This is a genomic window from Streptomyces sp. NPDC002206, assembly GCF_053593595.1.
This window is the reverse complement of record NZ_JBSFCW010000059.1, coordinates 1-22156: the sequence shown is the minus strand read 5'-3', so window position 1 is coordinate 22156 and position 22156 is coordinate 1. Positions and strand designations below refer to the sequence as shown.

31 protein-coding genes and 4 pseudogenes are annotated in these 22156 nt (G+C 67.3%); 17 read left to right on the top strand and 18 right to left on the bottom strand.

Annotated features, from left to right (window positions below; translation table 11 throughout):
* The first annotated feature begins 201 nt into the window (after positions 1-201).
* Together ACWCP8_RS39680 and ACWCP8_RS39675 are read left to right on the top strand one after the other, a co-directional pair.
* Positions 202-825 (top strand): NADPH-dependent F420 reductase, encoded by a 624-nt coding sequence (locus tag ACWCP8_RS39680; protein WP_352272778.1) that lies wholly within the window; start codon positions 202-204, stop codon positions 823-825.
* Between the two features lie 230 nt (positions 826-1055).
* Positions 1056-1253, top strand: a pseudogene (locus ACWCP8_RS39675) (integrase core domain-containing protein); the annotation flags it as partial.
* A 290-nt stretch (positions 1254-1543) separates the two neighbouring features.
* Here the strand turns inward: ACWCP8_RS39675 and ACWCP8_RS39670 are convergent.
* A complete protein-coding gene (locus tag ACWCP8_RS39670; RefSeq protein WP_451121359.1) occupies positions 1544-2569 on the bottom strand; it encodes a cytochrome P450 in 1026 nt (341 codons plus the stop codon).
* An 831-nt stretch (positions 2570-3400) separates the two neighbouring features.
* On the opposite strand from ACWCP8_RS39670, the gene ACWCP8_RS39665 reads away from it, so the two are divergent.
* On the top strand, positions 3401-3565 hold the full coding sequence (locus ACWCP8_RS39665; RefSeq protein WP_352270198.1) for a hypothetical protein: 165 nt from the start codon (positions 3401-3403) through the stop codon (positions 3563-3565).
* A gap of 236 nt (positions 3566-3801) precedes the next feature.
* On the opposite strand, the gene ACWCP8_RS39660 is transcribed toward ACWCP8_RS39665, so the two are convergent.
* The 4 genes from ACWCP8_RS39660 to ACWCP8_RS39645 form a co-directional block, all read right to left on the bottom strand.
* On the bottom strand, positions 3802-3930 hold the full coding sequence (locus tag ACWCP8_RS39660; RefSeq protein WP_352270200.1) for a hypothetical protein: 129 nt from the start codon (positions 3928-3930) through the stop codon (positions 3802-3804).
* A 100-nt stretch (positions 3931-4030) separates the two neighbouring features.
* Positions 4031-4321, bottom strand: a complete 291-nt coding sequence (locus ACWCP8_RS39655) for a hypothetical protein (protein ID WP_352270201.1) — start codon at positions 4319-4321, stop codon at positions 4031-4033.
* An 81-nt stretch (positions 4322-4402) separates the two neighbouring features.
* Positions 4403-4561: a hypothetical protein gene (locus tag ACWCP8_RS39650; RefSeq protein WP_352270203.1), complete on the bottom strand. Its 159-nt coding sequence runs from the start codon at positions 4559-4561 to the stop codon at positions 4403-4405.
* 225 nt (positions 4562-4786) lie between these two features.
* The gene (locus tag ACWCP8_RS39645) at positions 4787-5239 is read right to left on the bottom strand and encodes a hypothetical protein (RefSeq protein WP_352270205.1); all 453 of its coding nucleotides are present in this window, start codon (positions 5237-5239) and stop codon (positions 4787-4789) included.
* A gap of 61 nt (positions 5240-5300) precedes the next feature.
* On the opposite strand from ACWCP8_RS39645, the gene ACWCP8_RS39640 reads away from it, so the two are divergent.
* The gene (locus ACWCP8_RS39640) at positions 5301-5627 is read left to right on the top strand and encodes a hypothetical protein (RefSeq protein WP_352270206.1); all 327 of its coding nucleotides are present in this window, start codon (positions 5301-5303) and stop codon (positions 5625-5627) included.
* Positions 5628-5714: 87 nt separating this feature from the next.
* Here ACWCP8_RS39640 and ACWCP8_RS39635 read toward each other — a convergent pair whose 3' ends face one another.
* The 10 genes from ACWCP8_RS39635 to ACWCP8_RS39590 all read right to left on the bottom strand — a co-directional run bounded on the left by ACWCP8_RS39635 (position 5715) and on the right by ACWCP8_RS39590 (position 11849).
* Positions 5715-5888 (bottom strand): hypothetical protein, encoded by a 174-nt coding sequence (locus ACWCP8_RS39635; RefSeq protein ID WP_352270208.1) that lies wholly within the window; start codon positions 5886-5888, stop codon positions 5715-5717.
* 854 nt (positions 5889-6742) lie between these two features.
* Positions 6743-7456 (bottom strand): Lsr2 family DNA-binding protein, encoded by a 714-nt coding sequence (locus tag ACWCP8_RS39630; protein ID WP_352270210.1) that lies wholly within the window; start codon positions 7454-7456, stop codon positions 6743-6745.
* 251 nt (positions 7457-7707) lie between these two features.
* Entirely contained in the window at positions 7708-7941 is a 234-nt protein-coding gene (locus tag ACWCP8_RS39625; protein ID WP_352270211.1) for a hypothetical protein, read from the bottom strand.
* Between the two features lie 118 nt (positions 7942-8059).
* On the bottom strand, positions 8060-8332 hold the full coding sequence (locus tag ACWCP8_RS39620; RefSeq protein WP_352270212.1) for a hypothetical protein: 273 nt from the start codon (positions 8330-8332) through the stop codon (positions 8060-8062).
* Positions 8316-8531, bottom strand: coding sequence for a hypothetical protein (locus ACWCP8_RS39615; protein WP_352270214.1), 216 nt, complete (start codon positions 8529-8531; stop codon positions 8316-8318). The genes ACWCP8_RS39620 and ACWCP8_RS39615 overlap by 17 nt, the downstream gene beginning before the upstream one ends.
* Positions 8532-8598: 67 nt before the next feature.
* Positions 8599-9414: a phosphotransferase family protein gene (locus tag ACWCP8_RS39610; RefSeq protein ID WP_352270216.1), complete on the bottom strand. Its 816-nt coding sequence runs from the start codon at positions 9412-9414 to the stop codon at positions 8599-8601.
* An 82-nt stretch (positions 9415-9496) separates the two neighbouring features.
* Positions 9497-9694 carry a hypothetical protein gene (locus ACWCP8_RS39605; RefSeq protein WP_352270218.1) on the bottom strand — a complete coding sequence of 66 codons (198 nt, stop codon included), beginning with the start codon at positions 9692-9694 and terminating at the stop codon, positions 9497-9499.
* On the bottom strand, positions 9691-10554 hold the full coding sequence (locus ACWCP8_RS39600; RefSeq protein WP_451121362.1) for a radical SAM protein: 864 nt from the start codon (positions 10552-10554) through the stop codon (positions 9691-9693). The genes ACWCP8_RS39605 and ACWCP8_RS39600 overlap by 4 nt, the downstream gene beginning before the upstream one ends.
* A gap of 412 nt (positions 10555-10966) precedes the next feature.
* Positions 10967-11293, bottom strand: a complete 327-nt coding sequence (locus ACWCP8_RS39595; protein ID WP_352270220.1) for a hypothetical protein — start codon at positions 11291-11293, stop codon at positions 10967-10969.
* 115 nt (positions 11294-11408) lie between these two features.
* Positions 11409-11849, bottom strand: coding sequence for an ATP-binding protein (locus tag ACWCP8_RS39590; protein WP_352270221.1), 441 nt, complete (start codon positions 11847-11849; stop codon positions 11409-11411).
* 190 nt (positions 11850-12039) lie between these two features.
* Between ACWCP8_RS39590 and ACWCP8_RS39585 the strand changes: the two genes are divergently transcribed.
* The gene (locus tag ACWCP8_RS39585; protein ID WP_352270223.1) at positions 12040-13335 is read left to right on the top strand and encodes a helix-turn-helix domain-containing protein; all 1296 of its coding nucleotides are present in this window, start codon (positions 12040-12042) and stop codon (positions 13333-13335) included.
* Here the strand turns inward: ACWCP8_RS39585 and ACWCP8_RS39580 are convergent.
* The gene (locus tag ACWCP8_RS39580; protein WP_352270224.1) at positions 13332-13874 is read right to left on the bottom strand and encodes an NUDIX hydrolase; all 543 of its coding nucleotides are present in this window, start codon (positions 13872-13874) and stop codon (positions 13332-13334) included. The genes ACWCP8_RS39585 and ACWCP8_RS39580 overlap by 4 nt on opposite strands.
* Before the next feature lie 283 nt (positions 13875-14157).
* Between ACWCP8_RS39580 and ACWCP8_RS39575 the strand changes: the two genes are divergently transcribed.
* A complete protein-coding gene (locus ACWCP8_RS39575) occupies positions 14158-14742 on the top strand; it encodes a restriction endonuclease (RefSeq protein WP_352270225.1) in 585 nt (194 codons plus the stop codon).
* A gap of 59 nt (positions 14743-14801) precedes the next feature.
* Here the strand turns inward: ACWCP8_RS39575 and ACWCP8_RS39570 are convergent, their stop codons facing one another.
* The gene (locus ACWCP8_RS39570; RefSeq protein ID WP_352270226.1) at positions 14802-15134 is read right to left on the bottom strand and encodes a hypothetical protein; all 333 of its coding nucleotides are present in this window, start codon (positions 15132-15134) and stop codon (positions 14802-14804) included.
* A 623-nt stretch (positions 15135-15757) separates the two neighbouring features.
* Here ACWCP8_RS39570 and ACWCP8_RS39565 point away from each other — a divergent pair.
* The 10 genes and pseudogenes from ACWCP8_RS39565 (at position 15758) to ACWCP8_RS39520 (ending at position 21438) form a co-directional block, all read left to right on the top strand.
* Positions 15758-15901: a hypothetical protein gene (locus ACWCP8_RS39565; protein ID WP_451121364.1), complete on the top strand. Its 144-nt coding sequence runs from the start codon at positions 15758-15760 to the stop codon at positions 15899-15901.
* A gap of 165 nt (positions 15902-16066) precedes the next feature.
* Positions 16067-16363 carry a hypothetical protein gene (locus ACWCP8_RS39560; RefSeq protein ID WP_352270229.1) on the top strand — a complete coding sequence of 99 codons (297 nt, stop codon included), beginning with the start codon at positions 16067-16069 and terminating at the stop codon, positions 16361-16363.
* Positions 16360-16686, top strand: coding sequence for a hypothetical protein (locus ACWCP8_RS39555; protein ID WP_352270231.1), 327 nt, complete (start codon positions 16360-16362; stop codon positions 16684-16686). The genes ACWCP8_RS39560 and ACWCP8_RS39555 overlap by 4 nt, the downstream gene beginning before the upstream one ends.
* 66 nt (positions 16687-16752) lie before the next feature.
* Positions 16753-17049, top strand: coding sequence for a hypothetical protein (locus ACWCP8_RS39550; RefSeq protein WP_451121352.1), 297 nt, complete (start codon positions 16753-16755; stop codon positions 17047-17049).
* 69 nt (positions 17050-17118) lie between these two features.
* Positions 17119-17454, top strand: coding sequence for a DUF1360 domain-containing protein (locus ACWCP8_RS39545; RefSeq protein ID WP_352270309.1), 336 nt, complete (start codon positions 17119-17121; stop codon positions 17452-17454).
* A gap of 478 nt (positions 17455-17932) precedes the next feature.
* Positions 17933-18148 (top strand): annotated as a pseudogene (locus tag ACWCP8_RS39540) (transposase family protein); the annotation flags it as partial.
* A gap of 172 nt (positions 18149-18320) precedes the next feature.
* Complete coding sequence (locus ACWCP8_RS39535) at positions 18321-18728, top strand: hypothetical protein (protein ID WP_451121350.1); 408 nt, start codon at positions 18321-18323, stop codon at positions 18726-18728.
* 144 nt (positions 18729-18872) lie between these two features.
* The gene (locus ACWCP8_RS39530; RefSeq protein WP_451121348.1) at positions 18873-20090 is read left to right on the top strand and encodes a hypothetical protein; all 1218 of its coding nucleotides are present in this window, start codon (positions 18873-18875) and stop codon (positions 20088-20090) included.
* Positions 20090-20686: a hypothetical protein gene (locus tag ACWCP8_RS39525; protein ID WP_352270311.1), complete on the top strand. Its 597-nt coding sequence runs from the start codon at positions 20090-20092 to the stop codon at positions 20684-20686. The genes ACWCP8_RS39530 and ACWCP8_RS39525 overlap by 1 nt, the downstream gene beginning before the upstream one ends.
* Positions 20683-21438 carry an ATP-binding cassette domain-containing protein gene (locus tag ACWCP8_RS39520; RefSeq protein WP_451121346.1) on the top strand — a complete coding sequence of 252 codons (756 nt, stop codon included), beginning with the start codon at positions 20683-20685 and terminating at the stop codon, positions 21436-21438. Before ACWCP8_RS39525 ends, ACWCP8_RS39520 begins: the two co-directional genes overlap by 4 nt.
* Before the next feature lie 194 nt (positions 21439-21632).
* On the opposite strand, the pseudogene ACWCP8_RS39515 reads toward ACWCP8_RS39520, so the two are convergent.
* Positions 21633-21968: pseudogene (locus ACWCP8_RS39515) on the bottom strand (ATP-binding protein); the annotation flags it as partial.
* A gap of 3 nt (positions 21969-21971) precedes the next feature.
* Between ACWCP8_RS39515 and ACWCP8_RS39510 the strand changes: the two are divergent.
* Positions 21972-22156 (top strand): annotated as a pseudogene (locus ACWCP8_RS39510) (IS1380 family transposase); the annotation flags it as partial.

Sequence of the window (22156 nt, the reverse complement as noted above, 5' to 3'; positions counted from 1 at the left end):
GTTTTTTGTTCTCTGCGGGGGGCTCGCTCCCCCCCCCTCCCCCCCCCCTACATCCCGGGGGGGGGTCCCCCGTGTCGCCGCCCCCCGCGCCCCACCCCCCGGCTCCTCCGCCAGCGCCGAACTCTGCGGCTCACCCAGTTGGGTGACTCGGCACAAACGAAACAAAGCGAAAGTTCGAGAACAAGGAAGAGAGCACACCTCATGAGCAGCATCAGCATCATCGGCACTGGGAACATGGCCCGTACCATCGGCGCGCTGGCGGTAGCGGGCGGCAACACCGTCGAGGTCATGGGCCGCGATCACTCCAAGTCCGCTGACCTGGCCAAGGCTCTCGGCGGCGGCGCCACGACGGGAGAGTGGGGCGCCGTCCCGGCCGGAGACATCGTCATCGTGGCCCTGTTGTTCGACGGTGTCGTTCCGGCCGTCGAACACTACGGAGACGCCCTCGCGGGCAAGGTCATCGTCGACATTAGCAACCCCTTCAATTCCACGTTCGACGGTCTGGCCCACCGCGAGGTCACCTCGATCGCGCAGGAAGTCGCCAAGGTGGCCCCGGCCGGTTCCAGCGTGGTGAAGGGATTCAACACCGTCTTCCGTCATGTCCTGGAGAACGGCCGGCCCGACGTCTTCATCGCTGGCGACAATGCGCAGGCCAAGGCGGGCGTGGAGGCGTTCATCAAGAGCCTCGGGATGCGCCCGATGGACGCCGGTGGCCTGGAAATGGCGCACTGGCTGGAAGGAGCGGGTGTGCTCACGATGGGCCTCGCCCGCCACGGGGTGGGGGGCTGGGACTTCGCCCTCGGCGTCACGGAACTTCCCGCCTGAGCTGCACCGGAGGAGATACTCGCGATGAAGCTTGGAGCTGCTTTGGCGACGTCGCCGATCGTGCGTGGGCTGGCGGTGATAGGGCGTAGTGCCCGCCAGCGGCCGGTCAGCAGCGCGAACCCACACTCACCCAAACACCGCAGGCCACGCAGCAGGGCCCTGTAGGTGCGGTTGTCGCTGTCGAGTGCCTGGCCACCAGGCGTGTCCGACCGGCGTGAACACGTCGATCGTGCTGGGACAACGCACTGGCCGAGTCGTTCTTCGCCACCATCAAACGAGAACTGCTCGACACCACCACCTGGCCCAGCAGAGCCGCCGCCCGCACTGCGATCTTCGACTTCATCGAAGGCTGGTACAACTTGCACCGACTCCACAGCAGTCTCGGCTACCGCAGTCCCGCCGACTACGAGACTGCACTCGCAGCATGACCACCACACCAACGGTGTCCGTCAAAGCGGAACAAGCTCATTCCTCTCTTCAGGAATCAGCGTGCGTTTTCGGCTTCGGCGCTCGCCTGTGTGGCCATACGCGGCCCGAACTCTGGGACTGCGCCACTGATCAACTGGCGCGCGGCCTCGGGGTCAGGTAACGCGGGACGATTTGTTGTCGGCATGCAGTCATCATGTCCTCAGCCGCCAGGCACGGCAACGGACGGACCGTGAGTCGAGACGAGCGAGTTCGCCGTGGAGGCGGCCTGTCACTGAAAGCGGGACGGCCCTCAGCTGCGCAAGGTGGCGCGCAGGCGCAAGCCGACAGTTGCGAGACCTTCGAAGGTGGTGACCTGGTAGCTGGGTTCTGGTCCGGGCGGCTCGCTCAAGTGGTAGCAGCGGGCGGTCTGCGCAGTCAGGAGCGTCAGCATCGCCATGGCCAGAGCGGCTCCCTCGCAGCCATGCGGCCCGGTACCGAAGGAGAGGAAGACCCCGGGTTTCGCCGGCGAGCCCGAATCATCGAGCCAGCGCTCGGGATGGAACCGGTCCGGCTCGGGGTGTTGCCGTGCGTCGCGGTGGGCGGTGTAGGGGCAGACGAGAACGGTGGACCCGGCGTCGATGGTGTAGTCGGCGAGCTGAGTCTGCCGCGTGGCGCGCCGGGTCAGTAGCCAGCTCGGGGGGTGCAGTCGGAGCACCTCGCGTACCAGTGCCTGGGTGTATTGCAGGCTGTCGAGGTGGGTGCTGGTCGTCGCGGCCGGGTCCGCGGGCAGCAAGGCGGCTTCGGCCGCGACGCGGCCCGCTGCCTGGGGGTACCGGGCCAGGTGGAGCAGAATCCATCCGGCTGCCCGGGAGGGTGTCTCGAAGGTGGCGACGGTGATTCCGGGGAGAGGGTCAAGGATGGCCTCTTCCGGCAGTAGGCCATAGCGGGAGGAGGGCCGGAGCATCTGTCCCAGCACGTCGTCACCGAGCCGGCCCGATGAACGGCGTCGGCGGACGATGGGCCGCAAAGCGTCAACGAAGGCGACTTGCTGCCGTGTGCGGAACCGCCGTGCCGGTGTGGGGACCCAGCGCGGCCATACCCAGCGCGAGGGGCGTACGAGCACCTCCCGGGCCAGGAAGAGCTGTGAGGCAAAGGGCAGCAGGGTGGGAGCGTCTTCGGAGAAGAGGTAGCGCACGCCGATCTCTGCCAGGGCGTGCCGGACCGGGGGCAGAATCTCGACGTCCTGGCCCAGGGGCCACTGGTCAGCAAATTGAGCGGTCCCGGGCGCTATCTCACCGATCCGGGCTGCAACCGCCTGCGGGCGCAGTCCGCGCATGCGGGCGGCGTGAGCGTGCGCACGCTCCTCAGGCGTCGGTGCTCCGCTCGACCGCTTCAACGGCGGAAAGAGAGGCGAGGGTGGCTTGGGGAAGTCCTGCGCGCGGTGCAGAACTGCTTCACACGGCCCGGCCGCAGCGGCTACATAGACACCCGGCTCCAGCTGCCAGACGTCCCCGCACTCGTCAGCGCCACGACGCGCTAGTGCCAGCCGGTCGCCGCTCCAGGCCGCGAAGCTGCCTTCGGGCAACCGCGGCGGCTCATTCATTCGGCCCATGGGATCGCCCCTGACTCTCGTACCTGTCCAGGCCGACATCGTCGGCAGCGTGGCCAGGAGCCGGCGGGCGCCCGGGGGCTCCCGCCGGCGGTGCGGTCAGACCCGGTCGTCGCCGCCTTACGCACCCCAGTCGTGTTCCCCGTACGCACCGTAGTGGCGGGTGAAGGACAGCTTGCCGAGCAGCTTGGCGATCATGATGCACTCCTCTCGTCGGTCTGAGCCCTCCCAGCAGAGGGTTCAGCAAAGAAGTTCTCGCCAGATCCAACTACCACGCATCCCATATTTCCACTCATGCCATATATGCCACATTCAGAGCATCAGTCGCACGCGTGGATATGAGGCGCGTGCTTGCGGACTGGGCCCAAGGGAGCCTTGGGGAAGCCCGCGTTGTCGCTGACGTCCGGGAGGCTGGACCGATGAACGTGGATGAGCAGCTGCTGCGCGGCCGGGTCCTGGGCCACGACTACGACGCCCCAGACCCGGGCCCCGGGGGCGCTGGATGCAGACCATGGCGGCGTCGTCGCGCTGGCCTGCAGCCCGTCGCACCCTGAAAGCATGAGGGCCCTGGTAGTCGTGCACGGCCTCTCACCCTCGGGAGGGCGGCTAGTCGCCATCAACGGGCAGATCGTCGGCGTCGCCCACAGGGACCAAGACCTCGTCGAATTCCTGAGGCGGGCAGGACTCTACGACGCCTGGGAGATCCTCGACGACCCGCACTGAACTGAATGGCGCGGCAGACGGGCCCACCGATACGAAGCGGCATGACGGCAGCCCTGGATGTCCGGAAGGGACCAAGGGCAAGGCCTGCGAATCTGCGCCACGGTCCCGCCCCTGCCCGACGGGGTCTACCCGAAGCGGTAGAGGAGGCCGAAGACGATGACGAGCATCATGATCCCGCCGACAATCCGCTGCTCCCGGGGGACGTCGAAAACGTTGAACTTCTCCGGCTCCATGACCTACTCGCCGTCGGGGACGTGCCCGCCGTGGAAGAGATTCCGGTGCTTGCTCCGCTCCTCGTCCAGGCCGTGGCGCGTGACGACAGCCGGCGAGGTCGTGCGGCACTGCTCGCACCGGTAGGTGTACATCCCCGCCCCCTCCTTCATTTCAGATCACTTCCCATCATGGCGGACTTTTCGGTCCCGTGGCTACAGAATGCACCGGATCACAAACCGCGCGTGGCGTTCGCTATTGCCGCGTCAGCACGTCGTTCCGCACACCGAAGTAGGACAGCACCACCAGTGGCGGAATAGTCACGCCGAAGTGCAGGGCCACGCTCAACAGCGAATCCGCGAAGTAGTGGTGCCACAGGGCTACCAGCTCGGCGGCTGGGACGTGGGGCAGGACCACGTCGCGCATCAGGTTGTCGAAGCCGATGTCCCACAGGTACCAGCCGGCCACGCTGGAGACGGCCAGGAACCGCACTACTCGAAGGCTCCACAGCAGGTACAGAGTGATCAGGGCCGACTTGACCGCCACTCGCCATGCTGCGGACCTCCAGGACATTCGGCCTGCGAGGTGCGCTGTTGCGATCGGCTCAAACTGCCACGGAGAGATCTCTCAGATGCTGGTGGTAGTCGGGGCATTGAACAGCCGGTGCCCTTTCCTGATGTGCTCCTCGATGTGTCGTTTCTCCTCGACGTCGAGCTGCGCTTCGTCGACGGTTGCCACCGAGGTGATCGCGGGGATTATGCCCTGCTTCCAAGCAGGCTGATCCACGCCCGTATGGCCGGGTTGGTCGGTGACGCGAGGTGGCCGACGAGCCGCTCTTGGAGGCTCTTGGTGGTCTGGTCGACGTACCGGACGGTCCCGTCTCGGTGGTCGGACAGGCGGTAGACGAAGCACTTGGTAGCCACGGTAGTTGTCCAGGTAGGTGAGGTAGCGGGCGAGGTAGATGCGCAGGTCAGGGCAGGTAGTTCAGCGAGGTAGACGGTTCTGCGCTCTTCAGGGGAGCGGGGTCTGCGGGCTGCCTGATCGGTAGGTCGATGCGATGGATTCCGGGCCGGTTACGGCCCCCACTTTCAGCTGCTGACGGACCGGGATACCCCACCTCTGCAGCACCGCCCGGAAGGCCCCCACTTCGAGGTCTGTATGCAGGCCGTAAGCGTGCGCGTGGGCGAGGAGATCGGAGAGGTGAACACCGTTGCTGTCGGCGATCCGACTGCGGATCCAGTCGATGGTGGCCGCGTACACCTCCTCGGGGGTGGCTGCGGGCGGCTGGTCGTCGTCCGGTTCGACGTGCTCGGGGGCGTCACGCTGCTCGATCCGCCGGGCGACGCGTTCGAGGTACTCGCGGGGGACGAACAAGGCGACCGCTGTCGCCCACGCCACGGCGATCACTACGGCTGCCCAGCCGCCGTAGTGGATGGCCGCATACAGCGTGATCCCATGGGCCACCCAAGGCGCCTCGCTGTCACGGGACAGTATCGTTCGGAAGCCGACGAGAGGAGCCGCACGCATGACCGACGCTGACCTGCTGCGATACCTCGGCATCGACCCGTCACAGCTGGACCCCGCCCCACCATGGGCGCCACGCCAGAGCGCCGGAGCCGAGCGGCTCGACGGCAGCCATCCGTGCGTGCGCTGCGGCGAGCCCGCGAGAGCGACCGGGGTCGTCACCGTGCCCGGGCATGGCCGTCGCTGGCTGGACCGCTGCATGCCCTGCCTCATCGCCACCACCCCGCGCGGCGGCCCTCGTGCATCGCTCGCGGGCACGCTGGCCGTTCGGCGGCAGGCAGCCCACGAAGCGGGCGTCGACCTGACCATTGTGGCCGACGAGTCGTAGCGGCCCTGATCCAGCTGCGGTGAAACACGAGCAGCCGCCGTTGCACCTTCATTCGGTGCAACGGCGGCCGCGTCGGCAGGGCCGTTACTACAGCTGCCGGTCGATCTTGGATTCCGGGACCTGCTCTGATTGCATGTTCTTCTCGTTCTTGACGGTGTAGCGAGTCTGCTGCCCGCTGCCCTCGGCCGCCTGGATCGTGCCCTGGGCCTTCTGGCCTTGATCGTTCCGGTACTCCACGCGCTGTCCCTGCTTGTACGACATGAACTCTCCAAGTCTCGTGTGAGTCGGTGGGGCGCTGGCCCCGCTCGCTCGGCGGGGGACGCCCCTCCTTGCGCCCGTGACCTTCGCTGGGCGCACTGACAGCTCACCCCCGCCTCCACACCACAGCAACCGCTGCGGGCCGAATGGAGGACGTCGTAGTCTGCCGCCGTGGACCGCTATCACGTGACCCTGACGATCGGAGCCCGGCCCGTCATGCGCGGCTGGTGGTCCGACGAGGCGACGGCCGAGCGGAAATACACGCGGTGGATAGGTGTGAGCGCGGCGGTGTCGAGGGCGCCCGGATCACGCTCACCGACGAGGCGGACGGCGGACGCGTGCTGAAGTCCTGGCCGCCCGAGGGCCGCTGACGCTCCCCGCCCGGCCGTCCTGCCGGCCCGCTACCGTTGAACCGTCCTTATCCCGATCCCGCTTGCTGGCTGCTTGCTGCGACTCGGACCTGCCCCGCCCGTTCAGCGCCGGCGGGGCTTCGCACTGGCCGCGCTAGTCGTTCTCAGAACGGACACGCCTGCGCCGCCGCAGCGGTGCTGTCACCCACATCGTCAGTTCGACAAGGGAGCAAAGCACCGCCCCTCCGATGATGGTAGGGACGGCCGCCATGAGGAAAAGGGGAAGCAGCAGCTCTACCCACGTCGGCTCCTCGCCCATCGTGCTCCCACCCTGTGCCAAAAACGCCACGACGCCAACGGGCAGCGATCAGTTCCGAATGCGCGCGTCGGATACACGGGCGACGCCGGATACACGTTCCGCCGCCTGCCATCCTGCCGACCAATACCGGACGCCCCGGAACGGTGATCCAAACGAAGCGCCCTGACTGGCACAGCCGGAGCTGGTGCTCACCTCTGTGATACCTCGTAAGCCTCGCGGATGGCCGCAGGGATACGCCCACGATCATTTACGAGATAGCCGTTGGTGCGTGCCCAGAGGCGTATCGGCTCGTCTTCCGGACGGGGATCGAGCTTACGGGGTCTAGCAGACTTGCCGGGGCCTCTCCAGTCTCCCGAGGAGACCCCTTCCAGCCGGTCCGCTGCCTCTTGGAAGAAAGCGAACAACGAGGCGTATACGCCCTCCTCGGAACCGTATGCTTCAGCCCACGTTCCGATGGTTCCGTTGAGCGTGTCCAGAAACGTCCCGTAGAGACCGTCGCGCTCCGCGGCGATTGGCACCCACTCACGACGCCAGAACGGATAGTCGAGGTCTGCGGACGGCTGCATCTCCTCCAAGGCCATCTGGCTGAGGTAGACCCGCTGAATGTCCGTCAGGCCAAGAAGGAGATGGCCGCCGGGGATGGCTACCTCGCACCCCAGCGCCACCAGACACGATTGGCCATCGGGTTGCCTGCCGGCATCAATGTCGTTCGCCAGCAGCCACTGCCACATCTCCCCTGGCAGCTTCAGACCCATGTGCAGTTCGGCTTCGCTAATGGCCGCATGGCTCCCCGGGCCGCCGAGCGCAGCGAGAGCTTCAGGGGCGTTCCGTTCAAGCCACGCGATCACCCGGCCCCACGCCTCTCGTACGTCTCCTGCCTCGTGCATCGGAGTTTCACTCACGTGTGACCTCCACCCCGGCAGGATGCGCGCATACGTGGAGCACGCCCACCCATATCGCTGGCTCGCAGGGAGCGTTGCCCGGTCTCCCGGCCTGTGAAGTTGTCCTCTTGGCGAGGCGACGACCGCTGATGACCCATTGGAGAACCGTATGCGGGACCACTGACAGTGACTGACGCGGAACGAGTTTCTGCAGACCATCGACGGCGCGCAGCTGGCCCCCCTGAGCACGCCACCAACTTCTAAAACGCTCCCTAGTCGTCTTCCGGCTCCGGATGCAGGACGGCCCGCTTCACGGCCATCTCGAGCTCGTACCGGGACACCCCGGCCGCCTCGGCATGCGCGGTCACCGCGGTCTGGAAGGCTGCAGCAGCCTCGCGCCAGGGCGCCCACGCCTCCTGCGTGTACGGCCCGGCCATGGCCTTGCGCTGCTCGGCGACGGCCAAACGTTCCAGCGAGATGAGCTCTTCAGGGATCTCGATTGCCACGGCCGGATCGTAAGCGGCGGCACTGACAACCGACCGGAGCCACGCAGCTCACGCACGGGACGAAAGAGCCCCGCCTCTCGGACGGGGGGACCGGGAGGCGGGGCGGTGCAGGGGTCGGTCAGACCTCGAAATAGGCGACGATGATGATCGCTCCGAGGACCGTGACGTGGTACAGCACGCGGGTGGTGCCTTCGGTGTACTCCCGCAGCGGCACATGGCCCTCGCGGGTGAAGCGTTCGGGCCCGATCTTCGGGTCCATGGATATGGTGACGATGGCCCGGTCGAGGCGCACCAGGTCCGACACCGTCAGTTTCGCCAGGCCGGGTTCGCATTCCGGGGTGAACGCGACCTGCGCGCGTCGGCCGGGGGTGTGTTTAGGCGACACAGGCATCGCCGCCGGTCCCGGTCACGTCGATGCCGTGAGCCGCGAACAGCTCGATGCGCTTGGTCTCCCAGTCGCTGGACAGGTCGATGCCGTTCTCGGCGATGCCGCGCAGCGACGCCGCCAGCAGCGTCTTGCCCGCCTCCTCGGCCTCCGCGGCCTGCTCCAGGATGGGCGACTTCTCGTTGTTGTCGAACACCAGCCGCATGCCTATCCCCTTCATTGCCTCGTCCCCCTCCGTAAGGTACGCCCGCAACGGTGCGGGCGTCTCTGGTTCAGCCCAGGCCCGCCCAGTACTCGCACCACTGCCCCGCCAGGCGGGCCATGTGCTGCTTCCACGGTTCGGGGTCGTGCTCGGTGATGCTCTTCCACAGCCGCGCGTTCGCGGCCGAGAACGACGCCACGTCCTGACGGTCGGCGCCCTGCCAGGCCGGCAGAACCCTGCATTCCGTGTCGGCCTGCGCCGCGGTGTGCCGGGCCTCCATCAGCCGAAGGATCAACACGACCGGGTCGACCCAGGCCGGGCCGACCGTGGGCCACGCCCAGTCGATCAGCCAGTCCCGCGTCTCGCCGAGCAGGACGTTGTGCGACGCGAAGTCGGTGTGCAGCAGGGCCTGTCCGCCGCGCCAACGTTCGGCCGCGCCGGGGTCGGCGTGCGCCGACCAGCGTTGCTCGACGGTGCGGACCACCTGCGCCGGCGGGGTGTCGACCTGCGGCAGCTCGCCCGCCAGCCGCAGGACGCGCGGCAGGTCGGGCGAGCCGGGAGCGTAGTCGGCGTGACGACCGCTGACGTACTCGAACCCGAGGAGGTCCCACCCGCCGTCCTGTACGCGCCACAGGATCGTGGGCGCCAGGCGGGGGGCCACGTACGGGTTGATCGCAGCCTCGCGCTGCTGCGACGGGTGCTGCGGGTGATCGGCCGGCACGCCTTTGACGAACAGGCGTTGCTCGGCCGTGAACACGCATGCGGCGATCTGGGAGTTCTTGCCGCCCGAGACGGTCTCGGCCTTGAGGACCAGCCCGGTATGGGCTTCCACAGCATGGTGGACCTGCTCGGGTAGGTGCTCCCAGTCGATGCGCGACATGGACATGTGTGGCGCTGTTCCCATCTCGGGCGAATCGGGCGGGGCCGCCCCGCTCGGAAACTACCACCGGGGCGACCGCGCGGGACTCCTAGTACGGGTTGTCGTCGCTGGCGCTGCAGTTGCACATCGTGGCCTCCAGGAACCCGTCCAGGTCGCCCACGATGATCACCTCGTCGTCACCGACGGTGCCGGGGAGCTCGGCCCCCAGCGGCGGCAGGCTCTCCGTGTCCGCGTCGGCCGTCGCCTCGGGCGGCCGCTTGCCGATCTCAACCATCGTGATGGTCATGTGTTGTCCCTCTCTGTGTGCTGGCAGTAGCTGACGAGTGGCGCCTTGGCCTCCTGGTAGAGCTTGGCCAAGGGCCTGCAGGTCCGGCAGGTGCCGGACAGGGCGCAGCCGGAGCAGCCTCCGGTGCGCAGCATCAGGGAGTCCGCGATGCCGCCAAGGCGTCGCAGACCCTCCACGCCTTCGGTCATGAGGTCGATCTGCGGATCACGGCCGATCTTGCAGATCGACGCCTGCCCGAATGGGTCGGCGTGGAAGAAGGTGTGGCCCGCGTTGCAGCCCTTGAAGACCCGGCGGGCCTTCTCGTACCGGATGGACTGGGTGGCCAGCACGGAGCCGTCGCCGCCGATGGTCGGCGACATGTTGCCGTAGACGTTGTGCGGCCCGTACTTCTCGGCCAGCGCCTCCATCTCGGCGACCTCGTGCTGGTTCTCCTTGGCCACCACCACGTTCATCCGCATCGGCAGCCCGGCCTCGCGGGCGGCGTCCAGGCCGCGCATGAACCGCTTGAAGCTGCCGCGGCGTTTGGTGATGGCGTCGTAGGTCGCCTCTGTGGCCCCGTACACGCTGATCGTGAGCCGGTACGGGGGACGCCCCCGGAACAGGTCCTGGATCATCTCGGAGTGCAGGCGGGAGCCGTTGATGGAGACCTGCATCATCATGCCGAGGTCGTAGGCGTAGGCGTACACCTGCGGGAACCGCCGGTCGATCAGCGCCTCTCCGCCGGTGATCTGCAGGTACACCACGCCGGCGTCGGCCATGATGCCGAGGAGCTGCTTCTGCTGCTCCCAGCTCATGCCCTCGAACCGCTTCTCGCCGAGGTAGCAGAACTCGCAGCAGTCGTAGTTGCAGCCGAGGTTGATCTCGTAGGACGCGCGGACGTACCCGTACGGCGACGCCTTGCGGACCAGGATCGACTGGCTGATTCTGCGGCCTGCCAGATCCAGGCCCCACGCCTGGCAGACGGCATCGGCGGCCCACTGCGGGACCGGGGGTGTTCGGGTGGGCGTCGGCCAGCTCCTTGAAGCGGGCTGCGCCCGGGCGCAGCCCGTTGGGCTGGCCGGGGCGCAGTAACCGGTGCCCGTCCATGAACGGGCTGGCGATCAGAGCGTGTTGCATATCCCCTCCTTTGCCGGTGAACCCGTCCGGCCGCGTCGGGGAGGCGACGCAGCCGGACGGGTGCTGGAAGGAAGAGAGGCGGTTCCCCTCTTCCTCAAGCCCTATTTGAGCTGCATTCGGCGTTGGGTGCAAGATCTTTCCGGACAAAACTGCAGGTCAGAGCCCTGATGGGCCCACCGTGCGCGGGTCCGCCGGCGCCCCGCCCACCCGGAGGATCGAACCGATCGGCACCGCCGACGTCGGGTCCGACAGCGCAGCCACCGCAGCCTCCAACCGCTGCGGGTCCGCCCCCAGGAACCGCGTGGTCGCCTCCGCGATCGCGTCCGCCAGGCGCGCCCGCATCCGCGCCTCGTGCCGGTTCAACGCGATCTGGACCGCCGCAGCCTCCGCGCTGGGGATCAGATCGCTGGTGACCCGCTGCCTCGGCTGCACACCGAACGTCATCATCAGCACGAGCTGCCCGCGCTCCTGATCGAAGGTCACACGGAACGGCATCTGATCAGCTACGGCATCCACGGCAGGGCTCACATTCGACGTCGACGGGTACAGGCGAAAACCAGCCCGGCGGCGCGACGGGGGCGCACCACCGGACCGGCGCTCATGGGGTGGGCGTCCGGGAGACGGTCGCCCACACGGTCTTGCCCACCAGGTCACGGTGCCGGGCCCCGAAGCCGGAGGCGGCCGCGCGCACCAGGAACAGCCCCCGGCCGCTCTCCGCGTGGCTCGGCGGGACCACCGGCCGCGGCGGGTTACGGCTCGGGTCGGACACCTCCAGCAAAAGCTCCGCACCGTCGTCAGTCACCTGCAGGTGCACCAGGTGCTGGTTATCGCAGTGCCGGATCGCGTTGGTGACCAGCTCGCTGGTGATCAGGACGGCGGTGTCCACCGCCTCCTCGGGCACCTGCCAGCCGGTCAGGGCCGAACGGAGCTGCCGGCGGGCCTCACTCACCGTCTTCGGGAACGGCGTCAGCCACAGATCCCACGTCAGCGCGGTCAACCCGTCGCCCGTGGGCTCGTCATGCATGGTGATTGCGGGCACAGTGCTCCCCCTGCGTGGGGGCGTCGCCCCCGTCGAGGTTTCCAAGAGGTCACACCGCCGAAGCGGTGCGTGCCGAGAGCGTCCCGCCGCAGTTGGATCTGCGTGAAGGCCCACGTGATTACCCAACGTGGGTAAGCTTGCGGGGCGTCAGATTCCCCTCACTGTGCGCGACTCGGGCGAGGAGGCGCCGATGCCGGCGGCGGAAGGGCCACGAGAGCTGCCACCCGCGCTTCTCACCGATCCCGAGATGATCCGGGCCTGCCGGACACGGGACTTCGCCACGATCTTCACCCTTGTGCGGCGCCGCGCCGGGATCTACCCCTCGCGCATCGCCGCCTTATGCGGCATGACCCCAAGCCGTGTCGGGGAGATCGCTGCCGGGCGACGCAAGCTCGCACACATCGACGTAATCGAACGCGTGGCAGACGGGCTGCGCATCCCCGGCGCCATGCTCGGCCTCGCGCACCGCCCCTGGGAGATCCCGGCCCAAGCCACCCTCACCGAACCCGAGCCCCAACCGGCGCCCCCACCACCGGCCACCCCGGTCGCCGATCTGGACAGCATCCTGAACCTGGTCGACGCCGCTCAAGTGACCCGCTCGACCCTCGCCGCCATCCAGTCATCGATCCAGGACTACTGGCGCCGCGACGACCAGCACGGCCCCGCCGCTCTGCGCCCCGCAGTCGTCGGCCAGCTGCGCCACACCCAACAGCTGATCGACAACACCCGTGAAAGCCCACTACGGCACGGCCTGCTCACGCTCGCCGCCGAGCTTGCCCGGCTCGCCGGATGGGCGTACTTCGACGCACGCCAGTTCAGCACGGCCCGCACCCACTTCACCCAGGCGCTGACGATGGCCCAAAGCGTCGGCGACCGACAATTCATCGCCAACGTCCTCTCCTGCATGAGCCTGCAGGCCACCTACGAGGGCGATGCCAATGACGCCGCCGCGCTGGCGTGCGCGGCGCAGGACACCGCCCGCGGCACCGACAGCCCGGACCTGGTGATGGCCATGCTGCACATGCGGGAGGCGTTCGCCCACGCCACGCTGCACGCCGGCAACGACTGCCACCGATCCATCGACAAAGCACGCGCGCACTTCGAACGGGCCGACCACGCCAGCGCCCCACAGTGGGTGCGGTACTTCGACGAGACCAAGCTGATCGTGGACACCGGCATCGCTCTCGCACAGCTCGGCGAGCACCGGCAAGCCGAGCCGTTGATCGCCGAGGGCCTGCGCCGCGAACACCGCGACCAGCAGCGCGGCCGCGCCTTTCACGCCTTCTGGCTGGCCTCCACACAGCTGCGCAACGGCGCCTTGGACCAGGCGTGTTCCACTGCCTCGCTGGCCCTGGACCTAGCGACAAACGTAGACTCCCCGCGCATCGTCGGCCACGTGCGGGAGTTCCACACCCACCTGGCCGCGCACGCTCAGGAAGCCCCGGTGATCGCCTTCGAAGCGAAGATGCGTGAGGCGTTCTCCTAGGCCCTGGTCGCCTCGTCCAGCAGGAAGTACAACAGGCCGATCAGGGAGCCGCTGGAAACGATCTCACGCCGGTCGATCATGCCCCGGATCTCCGTCATCGGGATCCACTCGATCCGGTCGGTCTCATTGACCTCCGTCGGCGGGCCCCCATAAATGCCTGCCTCGGCGCGGAACACGTAGTGCTCGGAGTCGGTGATGCCGTTCGCTGGCTGCCCGTAGATCAGCGGCTCCACGGCCTTGACCCGCCAGCCAGTCTCCTCTTCCACCTCGCGGACCGCGGCCTGCTCCGGCGTCTCCCCGTCCCCGTCCTCGATCAGACCCATGGGCAGTTCCCATGCCCACGTGTCGGTAATGAACCGATGCCGCCACATCATCAGCACCCGCTTTTGGTCGTCAACCACGACGGCGACGGCCAGATGCCGAAGCTTGACAACGTGGTGCTCCCAGCGGCGGCCATCCGGCTGCTGCACATCCGTCAGCCAGAGGCTGACCCACGGGTTCTCGTAGATCGGCCGTTCACCGTGGATCTGCCACTGCATGATGCTGCCCCTCTCGCGCCCTGTGATCGACCCCCAGCATGTCAGCCGAGCTTGGCCGCTGCCTCAACTCCAGCATGCAGCAACAAGGTCGGGTGGCAGAGCGCAAGACGCGCGGTCGGGGCCCGTCGTCATCCCGGGGGCCGATCCCCGACTGTCCACCGTTTCACCGCAGTACGACTACGCTTCCGCCACAAGTGAAGCCCCCGGGGGGACCTCGATGCCACCACGCCGCACCAGACGCGGTTCGTCCTGCCAGTCCACCGTTCTCGCTGTAATATTCGGCGTGGGCCTTCCGCTCGCCGTGCTCTCCGTTCTCGTCAGGGACGCCCCGGCCCTCGGTATCCCGCTGCTCCTGGCCGTGTGCGCCGGCGTCGTCGTCTACGTACTGCGCCGCTACCGCAGGGCCGAGGAGCGCCGGCTCGAGCAGGCCCGCCAGGCCCAGTTGTACGACCTGCAGTCACGTGAGATCGCCCGGTACCACGCCCTCGGGCCCACCGAGTTCGAGCACGCCATCGCGTACCTGTGCCAGCGGGACGGCTGCACGAACGTTCTGGTGAGCGGCGGCGCCGGCGACCTCGGAGCCGACGTCACAGCGACGGCTCCGGACGGCAGGCGGATCGTCATCCAGTGCAAACGCTACGGGCCCACCAACAAGGTCGGCTCTCCCGAGATGCAGCGGTTCGGCGGCACCTGCTACTCCGTGCACCACGCCCACATCCCGGTCGTGGTCACCACGAGCACCTTCACCCGGCAGGCCGTCAGCTACGCCACCGCGCAGGGCATCCGCCTCTACGGCGAGCAGGCACTCGCCGGCTGGGCGTCGCGGACCGGCCCGGCCCCGTGGCACCACCCCGAGCCAGCCGCATAACGCCTGCACGGACGACGGGTCCCGACCATCACGGCCGGGGCCCGTCGTCGTTCCGGGGGTCAGTTGTCGAGGTCGCGCCACGGCCCGACGTACTGCGCGTCGTTCATCCTGCCCGTGTGGCGTCCGGCCTGGGCCCGAACGCCCGCCCGCAGCGAGGCTGGGATCGGCCACGCGGCCGCGTCCTCGACTGTCCTAAGCGTGCCTGTGGCCTTGTCGGGGTCCTTGTGGCTGGTCCAGCCGCACCCGACGCCGTCGAAGACCTGCAGGTACTGCACGCCGGCCTCCCGCGCCCGGTTCAGGGTGCCCGAGTTGTAGGCCACCGCCGACTTGGCGAGCGTCGCCAACTCCGCCCACGCCCGCACCGGCATACGCGCCCCGCTACGGCAGAACACGTACGGCAGCTCGGCGAGGGCCGTTTCCCTTTGAGGCGGTTTCCCAGCCCGCGGCGGCCGAAGGCTGCCGCCAGAGTGGATACCGCCGCCCTGTCGTACGGGGCATCACTTGTTGGCCGTCAGGACCTCCGGGGATCACAGCAGTGTCGCGGACCTCTCTTCGAGGGAGGACGTTGCGCTGCATCGTCAGCGGCGGTATTCCATGTCTGGGGAGCCTCACGCCTGAGTGGCTGTTGTCGTACCGAAGTTGAGGACGGCGTTTTCGCTGGTCAGTGATTCGGTGGGAGTGGTGGCCTGTCGTGTCGTCGCTCCCTGAGAGGTCGCCGATGCCGTCGGTTGTCGGACTGCTGGAACAGCACGAGCTGGCCGCTCGCCATCGGGTCAACGGGCTGCATGGGGAGGCCGACCGCATCCAGGCCGAGTTGGCCGCGGCCGAACAGGAATAGCAGGAGTGGGCGATCGCCCGCAGGCGGGTCCACAGGGTGCTGGCTCCGGACGGCAGCAGCGCAGCCGATGCGGGGGCCATCTCGGATCCGCGGGATGCTGACGCGCAGTCGGCGCCTCGGGATGCGGTGAGGCCGAAGTCGCAGGTGGCGGTGTGACGTGAGGGGCTGGCCTGGTCGGTGCTGTCGGTGGACTGCCAGCGCATCTTGCAGGCGCTCGCGGATCGGGTCCGGCTCCATCAAGGGCCGCTGACCTGCAGGATCATCGCCCAGGAGATCATCGCTTCGGCGCTGCTGATGCGCCGCTCGCAGTCGCTCCGTTGACGCGTCGCACGGCCATCGGGCGCTTGTCGGGGACGATCTCACGACGCATCACTGAAGATCACGATACAGCAACGCCACTTCCGCAGAAGGTCCACAATCGCCACACTCTTCATACTTTCCCTCGATGTTTGGCTGCAGAGGAATCAAGTGGCAATCCGTAAGAGCATGGAGGAGACCCTGGTCGTCGCTGGAGCGCGTGACGAGTGGCTCACCCGCTGCGCCAGGGGCCTCATAACCGCCGGATTCAAGGACGTGCAGACGAGCACGGTCCTCGGGCAGGTGACTGGCGCTTACAAAAAGTTCCCGACCAACGGCGAGTTGACGATCACAGTCATGCCGAGTGCGCAGTCAGGTCACGCTCAACTGACGCTCCGCTCGACTGCGGCAGTTGACAACCTCTATGCCTTGTTCGCCAGCCCGAACAAGAAGATCCTCGCGACCGCGAAGGCCAGCTTCGGATGAGCGCGGCACCGTTTGAACAGTTCCCAACCAAGCTCTGTTCCGCATGTGGAACTCTCACGCAGACGGTCAAGACCTTCTGCCCGGTGTGCGGCACCGCCTATGGCGAGCCCGGCGGGGGTGGGTCGGCGAGCTTTGTCTGGGGCGCCTTTGCTTGCGCAGCGGTATCTCTGCTCTTCTTCCCCATCGTTCTTGGACCCCTCGCGATCGTGCTGTCAGCTCTCGCGATGAAGCGGAAGGAGCCGCAGGCTGCCCTGGCTATGGGCCTTTCGGTTGCAGGCATGGTGCTCGGCTTCATCTTTGGCGCCATTGCCTTCAGTGCTTGATCCCACGCGGTCGGAGGGATCAGGCTGGCTGTACGTAAGCGGCTGGGTACGGCCACACTGGGTGCCGTGAAGCTTCCGCGTGTGGAGTGCCAGAGCTGTGGGCGTTCGATCGCCGCCGGCCCCGTCTCCGGCAGCCTCGGTAAGGGCCGCATCTGCCGCCACGATGCCCCAGGCGCCCGCCGCGACCTGGACAGCTCCCTGGTCTCCTGCCCTGGCTCACTGGCCGTCGTCGACATCCCCGTGCTGTCCCAGCAGCTCGCGTTCGACGTCGAGGAACCGCAGCCCGAGGCCGACGAAACCACCCCCGCCCTGTTCATGATCTCAAAACGGGATCTGACCTGCGAGGATTCGGCCCGGATCTGATCTCCTGAGATGGCCTATCATCCACCGCTGCAATCAGCCGGATGATCTCCACGTCAGGGGACGGAAAAGATCGGTCCCGTAGAACTCGCCCTCCTCGCGCTCGCTGGATACCGCGGCACACAGCTCGCCGTCCACAACTCGATTCTCGATCCGGCCCGCGACCGGGTCCACGACTGGCACCAGCAGCGCCTTGACTCCACCGCCCGCACGTTCGTGGTGACGCTGATCTCCTGCGTCTACTGCACCGGCTGGTGGGTGTCCGGCGCCCTGCTGCTGACCTACCTCCTCGTCACCGGCCAATGGGACCAGGCGCCGCTGCTCGTCCACGGCATCGAGTGGCTGGCGGTCGCCGGCGCGGCCGTCCTCCTGAACCGCTGGGACGGCTCGCGTAGAGACGGAGCCTGATGGCGCGTAAGGAACTGACGGCCTCCGCCTCCCGGTACACGTCCCGCAAGATCCGGGGGCCAGGGTGCGGGTAGCCAGTCGTGGCAGGGCCGCGCCTACGACATGTACCACCAAGTCCCCGAAGTGCTGTTCGCCGCCTCGTGGATCGGCAACGCCATGTCGGGATCGCGCCTGTTCGCCGGGCGTCGCGCCGATGACGGCACGATCGAACCCGCACCCGACGACCACCGGGCGGCGCAGATCGTCGCCCAGATCGCCGGTGGGTCCGACGGCCAGTCGAAGATGCTCGGCGCGTTCGGGAAGCACTTGACGGTCCCCGGCGAGGGCTGGATCGTCGTCCGGCCCAACTCCGAGGTGCTGAGCCCGTACAGCCCCGAGGACGGCCACGACTGGTGTGTCCTGTCCGTCAAGGAAGTCCGGCAGCAGTCCGGGAAGCTCACCGCAGAGATCGACGGCGAGGACGTCGCGATCTGGCCGCGGCACGGTCCGCATCCCGTGCTGAGGCCGCTGGGAGACTCTTTCCGCAGGCCAGAATGCAGTGAACCGCTCTCGCGCGAAGATTCGCGCGCTCGTCGAGCAGGCCGTTGTGACCCTCAAGACCTGGCGGCTCCTCCGCAAACCGCGGCGCTCGATCACCCGGATCACCGCCCACGTTCAGGCCGTCCTTGCCCTGCACCTGGCCAGCTCAGACTGATGATGAAAAAACACTCAATGTTTACTTTGCATTGACCGCAAGATCAACTGTTCGATAGCTTCCACGCCTCACCTGATGTGGACAGGCCCCGTGGGGGGCCGCATCGGGTGGGAGATTCGGGGTTCCCGCATGTCGGGCAGATCTTCCCCAGCGTGTATCCGCCGTGGTCGCGATGGCGTCAGCTTTCGTCCTTGCGTTGTCCTCCGGTGCCTCGGCCAACTGGTCGAGCAGCTTCCATTCGTGGACGGATGGTGGCGGGAGTAACGGGCAGTCCCGCTACTGGGCGGACGAGAGCTACACGGAGATCATCTTCAAGGGTTACTCCCAGCAGAACGGCAGTGACACCACCGGTGTCGAGTTGTGGGACTACGACGCGCTGTCGTCTAACGACTACTACGGTCAGAGGACCTTCACCAACTGCTTCAACGGCACGAGCTACGCGAGCCGGGGCACCTTCACCGGTCTGCCTCAGGAGTCGGACTACTTCTTCCAGCTCGACCACGCCGGCGGCGGGGACCGCGCGTGCTGCCTGGTGTCGGCGAGCTACGCGGGAGTTGACACCACTCTCGCCGACTCCTGATCAGTGTTCTGCAGCGTGGTGTCTCGCTGTCGGCGAGGCACCACGCCCCCTGTTCGGACCGCTCCAGGAAGCCAAGAAGTGAAACCCCTCACACTCATCAGGTCCAGCAGTGCACTGCGGGTCGCGCCTGTCGCCCTGCTTCTCGTGTTCGCCTACTACGCCACCGATCTCGGCGACGACCTCCGCATCGATCCGCAGGGCTACTCCGCCACCGTGGTCGACGCGGTGCTGCGCAACCTGCTGCCCGTGGCCTTCGCGGTTGCCTCGGGTCTCGCCGCGTGGGAGGCGCGGAAGCTGGGAGTCTCCGAAATCTGGAGACTGGGAGCGGTGCGATCCCGCTACACCATCGCCGCACAGCATCTGTCTCCCGTTGTCGCACTGGCCTGGTTGCTCCTAATCCTTCCCACGCTGTGCGCCCTTGTCCAAAAGCAGGTTGCGCCCGACCTGCCCGGCCTCACGCTGCTGGCCTTCGCACTAGTGCTCTGCGTCGCCCACAGCATCGTCGGATTCACCGTCGGAGCCACCATTCGCCACATCGCCGCAGTGCCAATCATCGCGGTCACCGACTTCCTGGCCGTCGGCTGGTCCACCGGACTGTCGATACCGTGGCCCCGGCACCTCACCGGCCTCTTCGCCGGAAAAATAATGTTCGGCGAACTGCCCACCCCCGCCGCCCTTGCGGCTCCCCTCCTGCTCGCCATCGGCTCCGCCGGCGCCATGGCTCTGCTCTGGGCACCTGTTTCTCGCTGGCTACGAGGAGCCATCGCGGGAGCACTCGTCTTCGCCTGTGCGTTCGGATCGTTCTCCTTGGTCAGCAACTGGAGCTACATAGGCCCACGGAGCACCGGTCATGGCACACTCGCCTGTGCCGGGAAGTCCCCCCGCATCTGTCTGCCTGAGGCGCGCGCCGAGCACATCTCCGCTCTCACCGAGGAAGCGGAGGCGACGCTGGAAAGCCTGCGTCGAGCCGGTCTGCCTGCCGAGCCAAGTTCCATTACAGACTCTTCTCTCAGCCTTCGGTATCCCGAACCGTCCACGGAGGATGACTGGACCGTCCCACTCGGTGTTGGCGAGGCGACCGGCACCGTTCGCTACCAGATCGCCCGCGAAGCGGTGCGTTTCGAATGCGCCCCTCCCGCCACCGGTCCCGCCCGCCTTGTGTACTACTGGGTGTCCTCCAAAGTCGGACAGCCGGACACCTACTTGAAACGGCTCAGCTCCGAACCCGATTTCACGGCCCAAGAACGCAGCCGTCTCCAAGACCGAGTAGGAGAAGTTCTGCAGTTGAGCGGGGCACAACAAATGGACTGGTACGAGACGACCGTGGCGGAGGCCTGCGAGGAAGACAGGAATACAACGTGATGTGGTGGCTGCGTGCCCGCCGCGCCCACACTCGGCTGCCCCTGGGCTTCCTGATGTTCACGCTTCTGGCGGCGATCGTTCAGGACACCCCCCTCTTCCTGCCGTCCATCTGGTCCGGCGGCTCTGAGATCGTGCAGGCTGTCACACTTGTTCCGCTCGTGCTGACCTCAGTCCTTTTCGACTGTCTGCATACTCGGCTGGACGCCGCCGAGACCACCGGAATCCGACCCGTCAGGTTCTTCGACGTCCTGCTCACACTCGGCGTGGTGGCACTCTCACTTGCCGTGGGCGAGGTGATCGCCATGGTCACCGGGGCCGCATCGGCCGAGACACTGGGCCGCAACACAGCCTTCCTCGCCGGTCTCACCCTGTTGTGCGGGGCTCTCTTCGGGAGATCCGCAGTCCTCGTTCCCGCACTGTGGCCGCTGATCGGCGTACTTTTCGGCATGAGGGCGGCCGGCGATGCCTACCCGTGGACCGTACTCCTCGAACCGCCTGGCACCTGGTACGCCTCTGTGGGAGCCCTCTTGATGCTCACCGTCGGCGTTGGTGCCCACATCCTTTCACCGAACCGCTTCGCACGGAGAGCCGTATGACCCTCGTTCTCAATTCCTGCACCTTCGCCTACGGCCGGCGGCGGGCTGCTGTGCTGAAGGACTTCAACTACCGCCTTCCGGACGGACTGACCATCCTTCTCGGACCGAATGGGGCCGGCAAGTCCACGATGTTGCAGCTGGCTGCTGCCGTCACCGCGCCCCAGCGGGGAACCGTGACGTGGGATGGACTCGACGCTAAGAGCAAGGACTACCGGCGGACGGTGGCCTGGATGCCGCAGAACATCACCCCCCTGCCCTCACTCACGGCACGGGAGTACGTCGCTTATGTGGGTTGGCTGAAGGGAATGAGCAGGGGGGATGCCTGGGACAACGCTCCTCGAGCGCTGTCCCGCGTCGAGATGTCGAAGCACGCCGACACCCGCACCAGCCAGCTCTCGGGCGGCCAGCTGAGGCGTGTGGGTGTGGCCTGTGCCCTGGTCCACGATGCACGGGTGCTCCTCCTGGATGAACCCACGGCCGGCATGGACCCACGTCAGCGACGGGTTTTCCGTGATCTCCTTGCCGCGGTCAAGGACGAGGTCCGCATCCTGCTGTCCACGCACGACGTGACCGACCTCGCCGAAGAGGCCGATCACGTGTCTGTTCTGGTTGGCGGGCGTCTCGTTCAGAGCGGGTCAACCAGCGAGTTTCTCGCCCACACTCCGCTGGGTACGGCGCAAGGCCGGGCTGCCGAAGGGGCTTATACGACCCTACTCGAGTCGGCCGGACCCGTTCGGGCGAGCCCGGCGTAAATTCAGGTCGAGACGCCCTTGAGCGACCACGAGCGTATCGTTGGCGGGCAACTCACCCCTCGGACACTCACCTCCCTCCGATGCGGGCCGAGATCACCTCGGCCCGCATCGGTCGTTTCAGCCCCCGCTTGACCACTGAACCCGGATCCCCCGGTTTGATGCCTGTAGACAGTTCCTCGGGAAGCTGTCAACGGTCATTGAGATGCCCAGGTGGGCGGTCGTTGGGTGTCCAGGCTGGCGAGGGCTTCAGCGAGGCGGTGGGAGTCGCCGGTGGTGGTGACGAGGTGGGCGTGGTGCATGAGACGGGCGGTGCTGGCTCCGGCGAGGGCCTTGGGCGTGATCGTGTCGAAGCCTGAGGGGTGGATGTTGCTGGTCACCGCGATGGAGCGGCGCTCGTAGGCGGCGTCGATGATGCGGTAGAACGCTTCGGCGGCGTCCTCGCCGACGGGCAATAGGCCGATGTCGTCGATGACGATCAGGTCCGCGCGGCAGATCCGGGCGACGGTGGTCTCCAGTGTGAACCAGGCCACCCCTCCATCAAGCGGGCCGTCCTCGGCATCCCCGACGATGCCTGGCAGCAGATCAGTTACCCGACCGCGGTGCCCGACCCCGCCACCGGTGAACTCATCTCGGACGCCGAAGTCGCCGAGATACCCCAATACACCGCGTTCGCGAGCCGCAAAAAGAGCGAGCGGGTCACCGCCCGCCTGATCGTGCG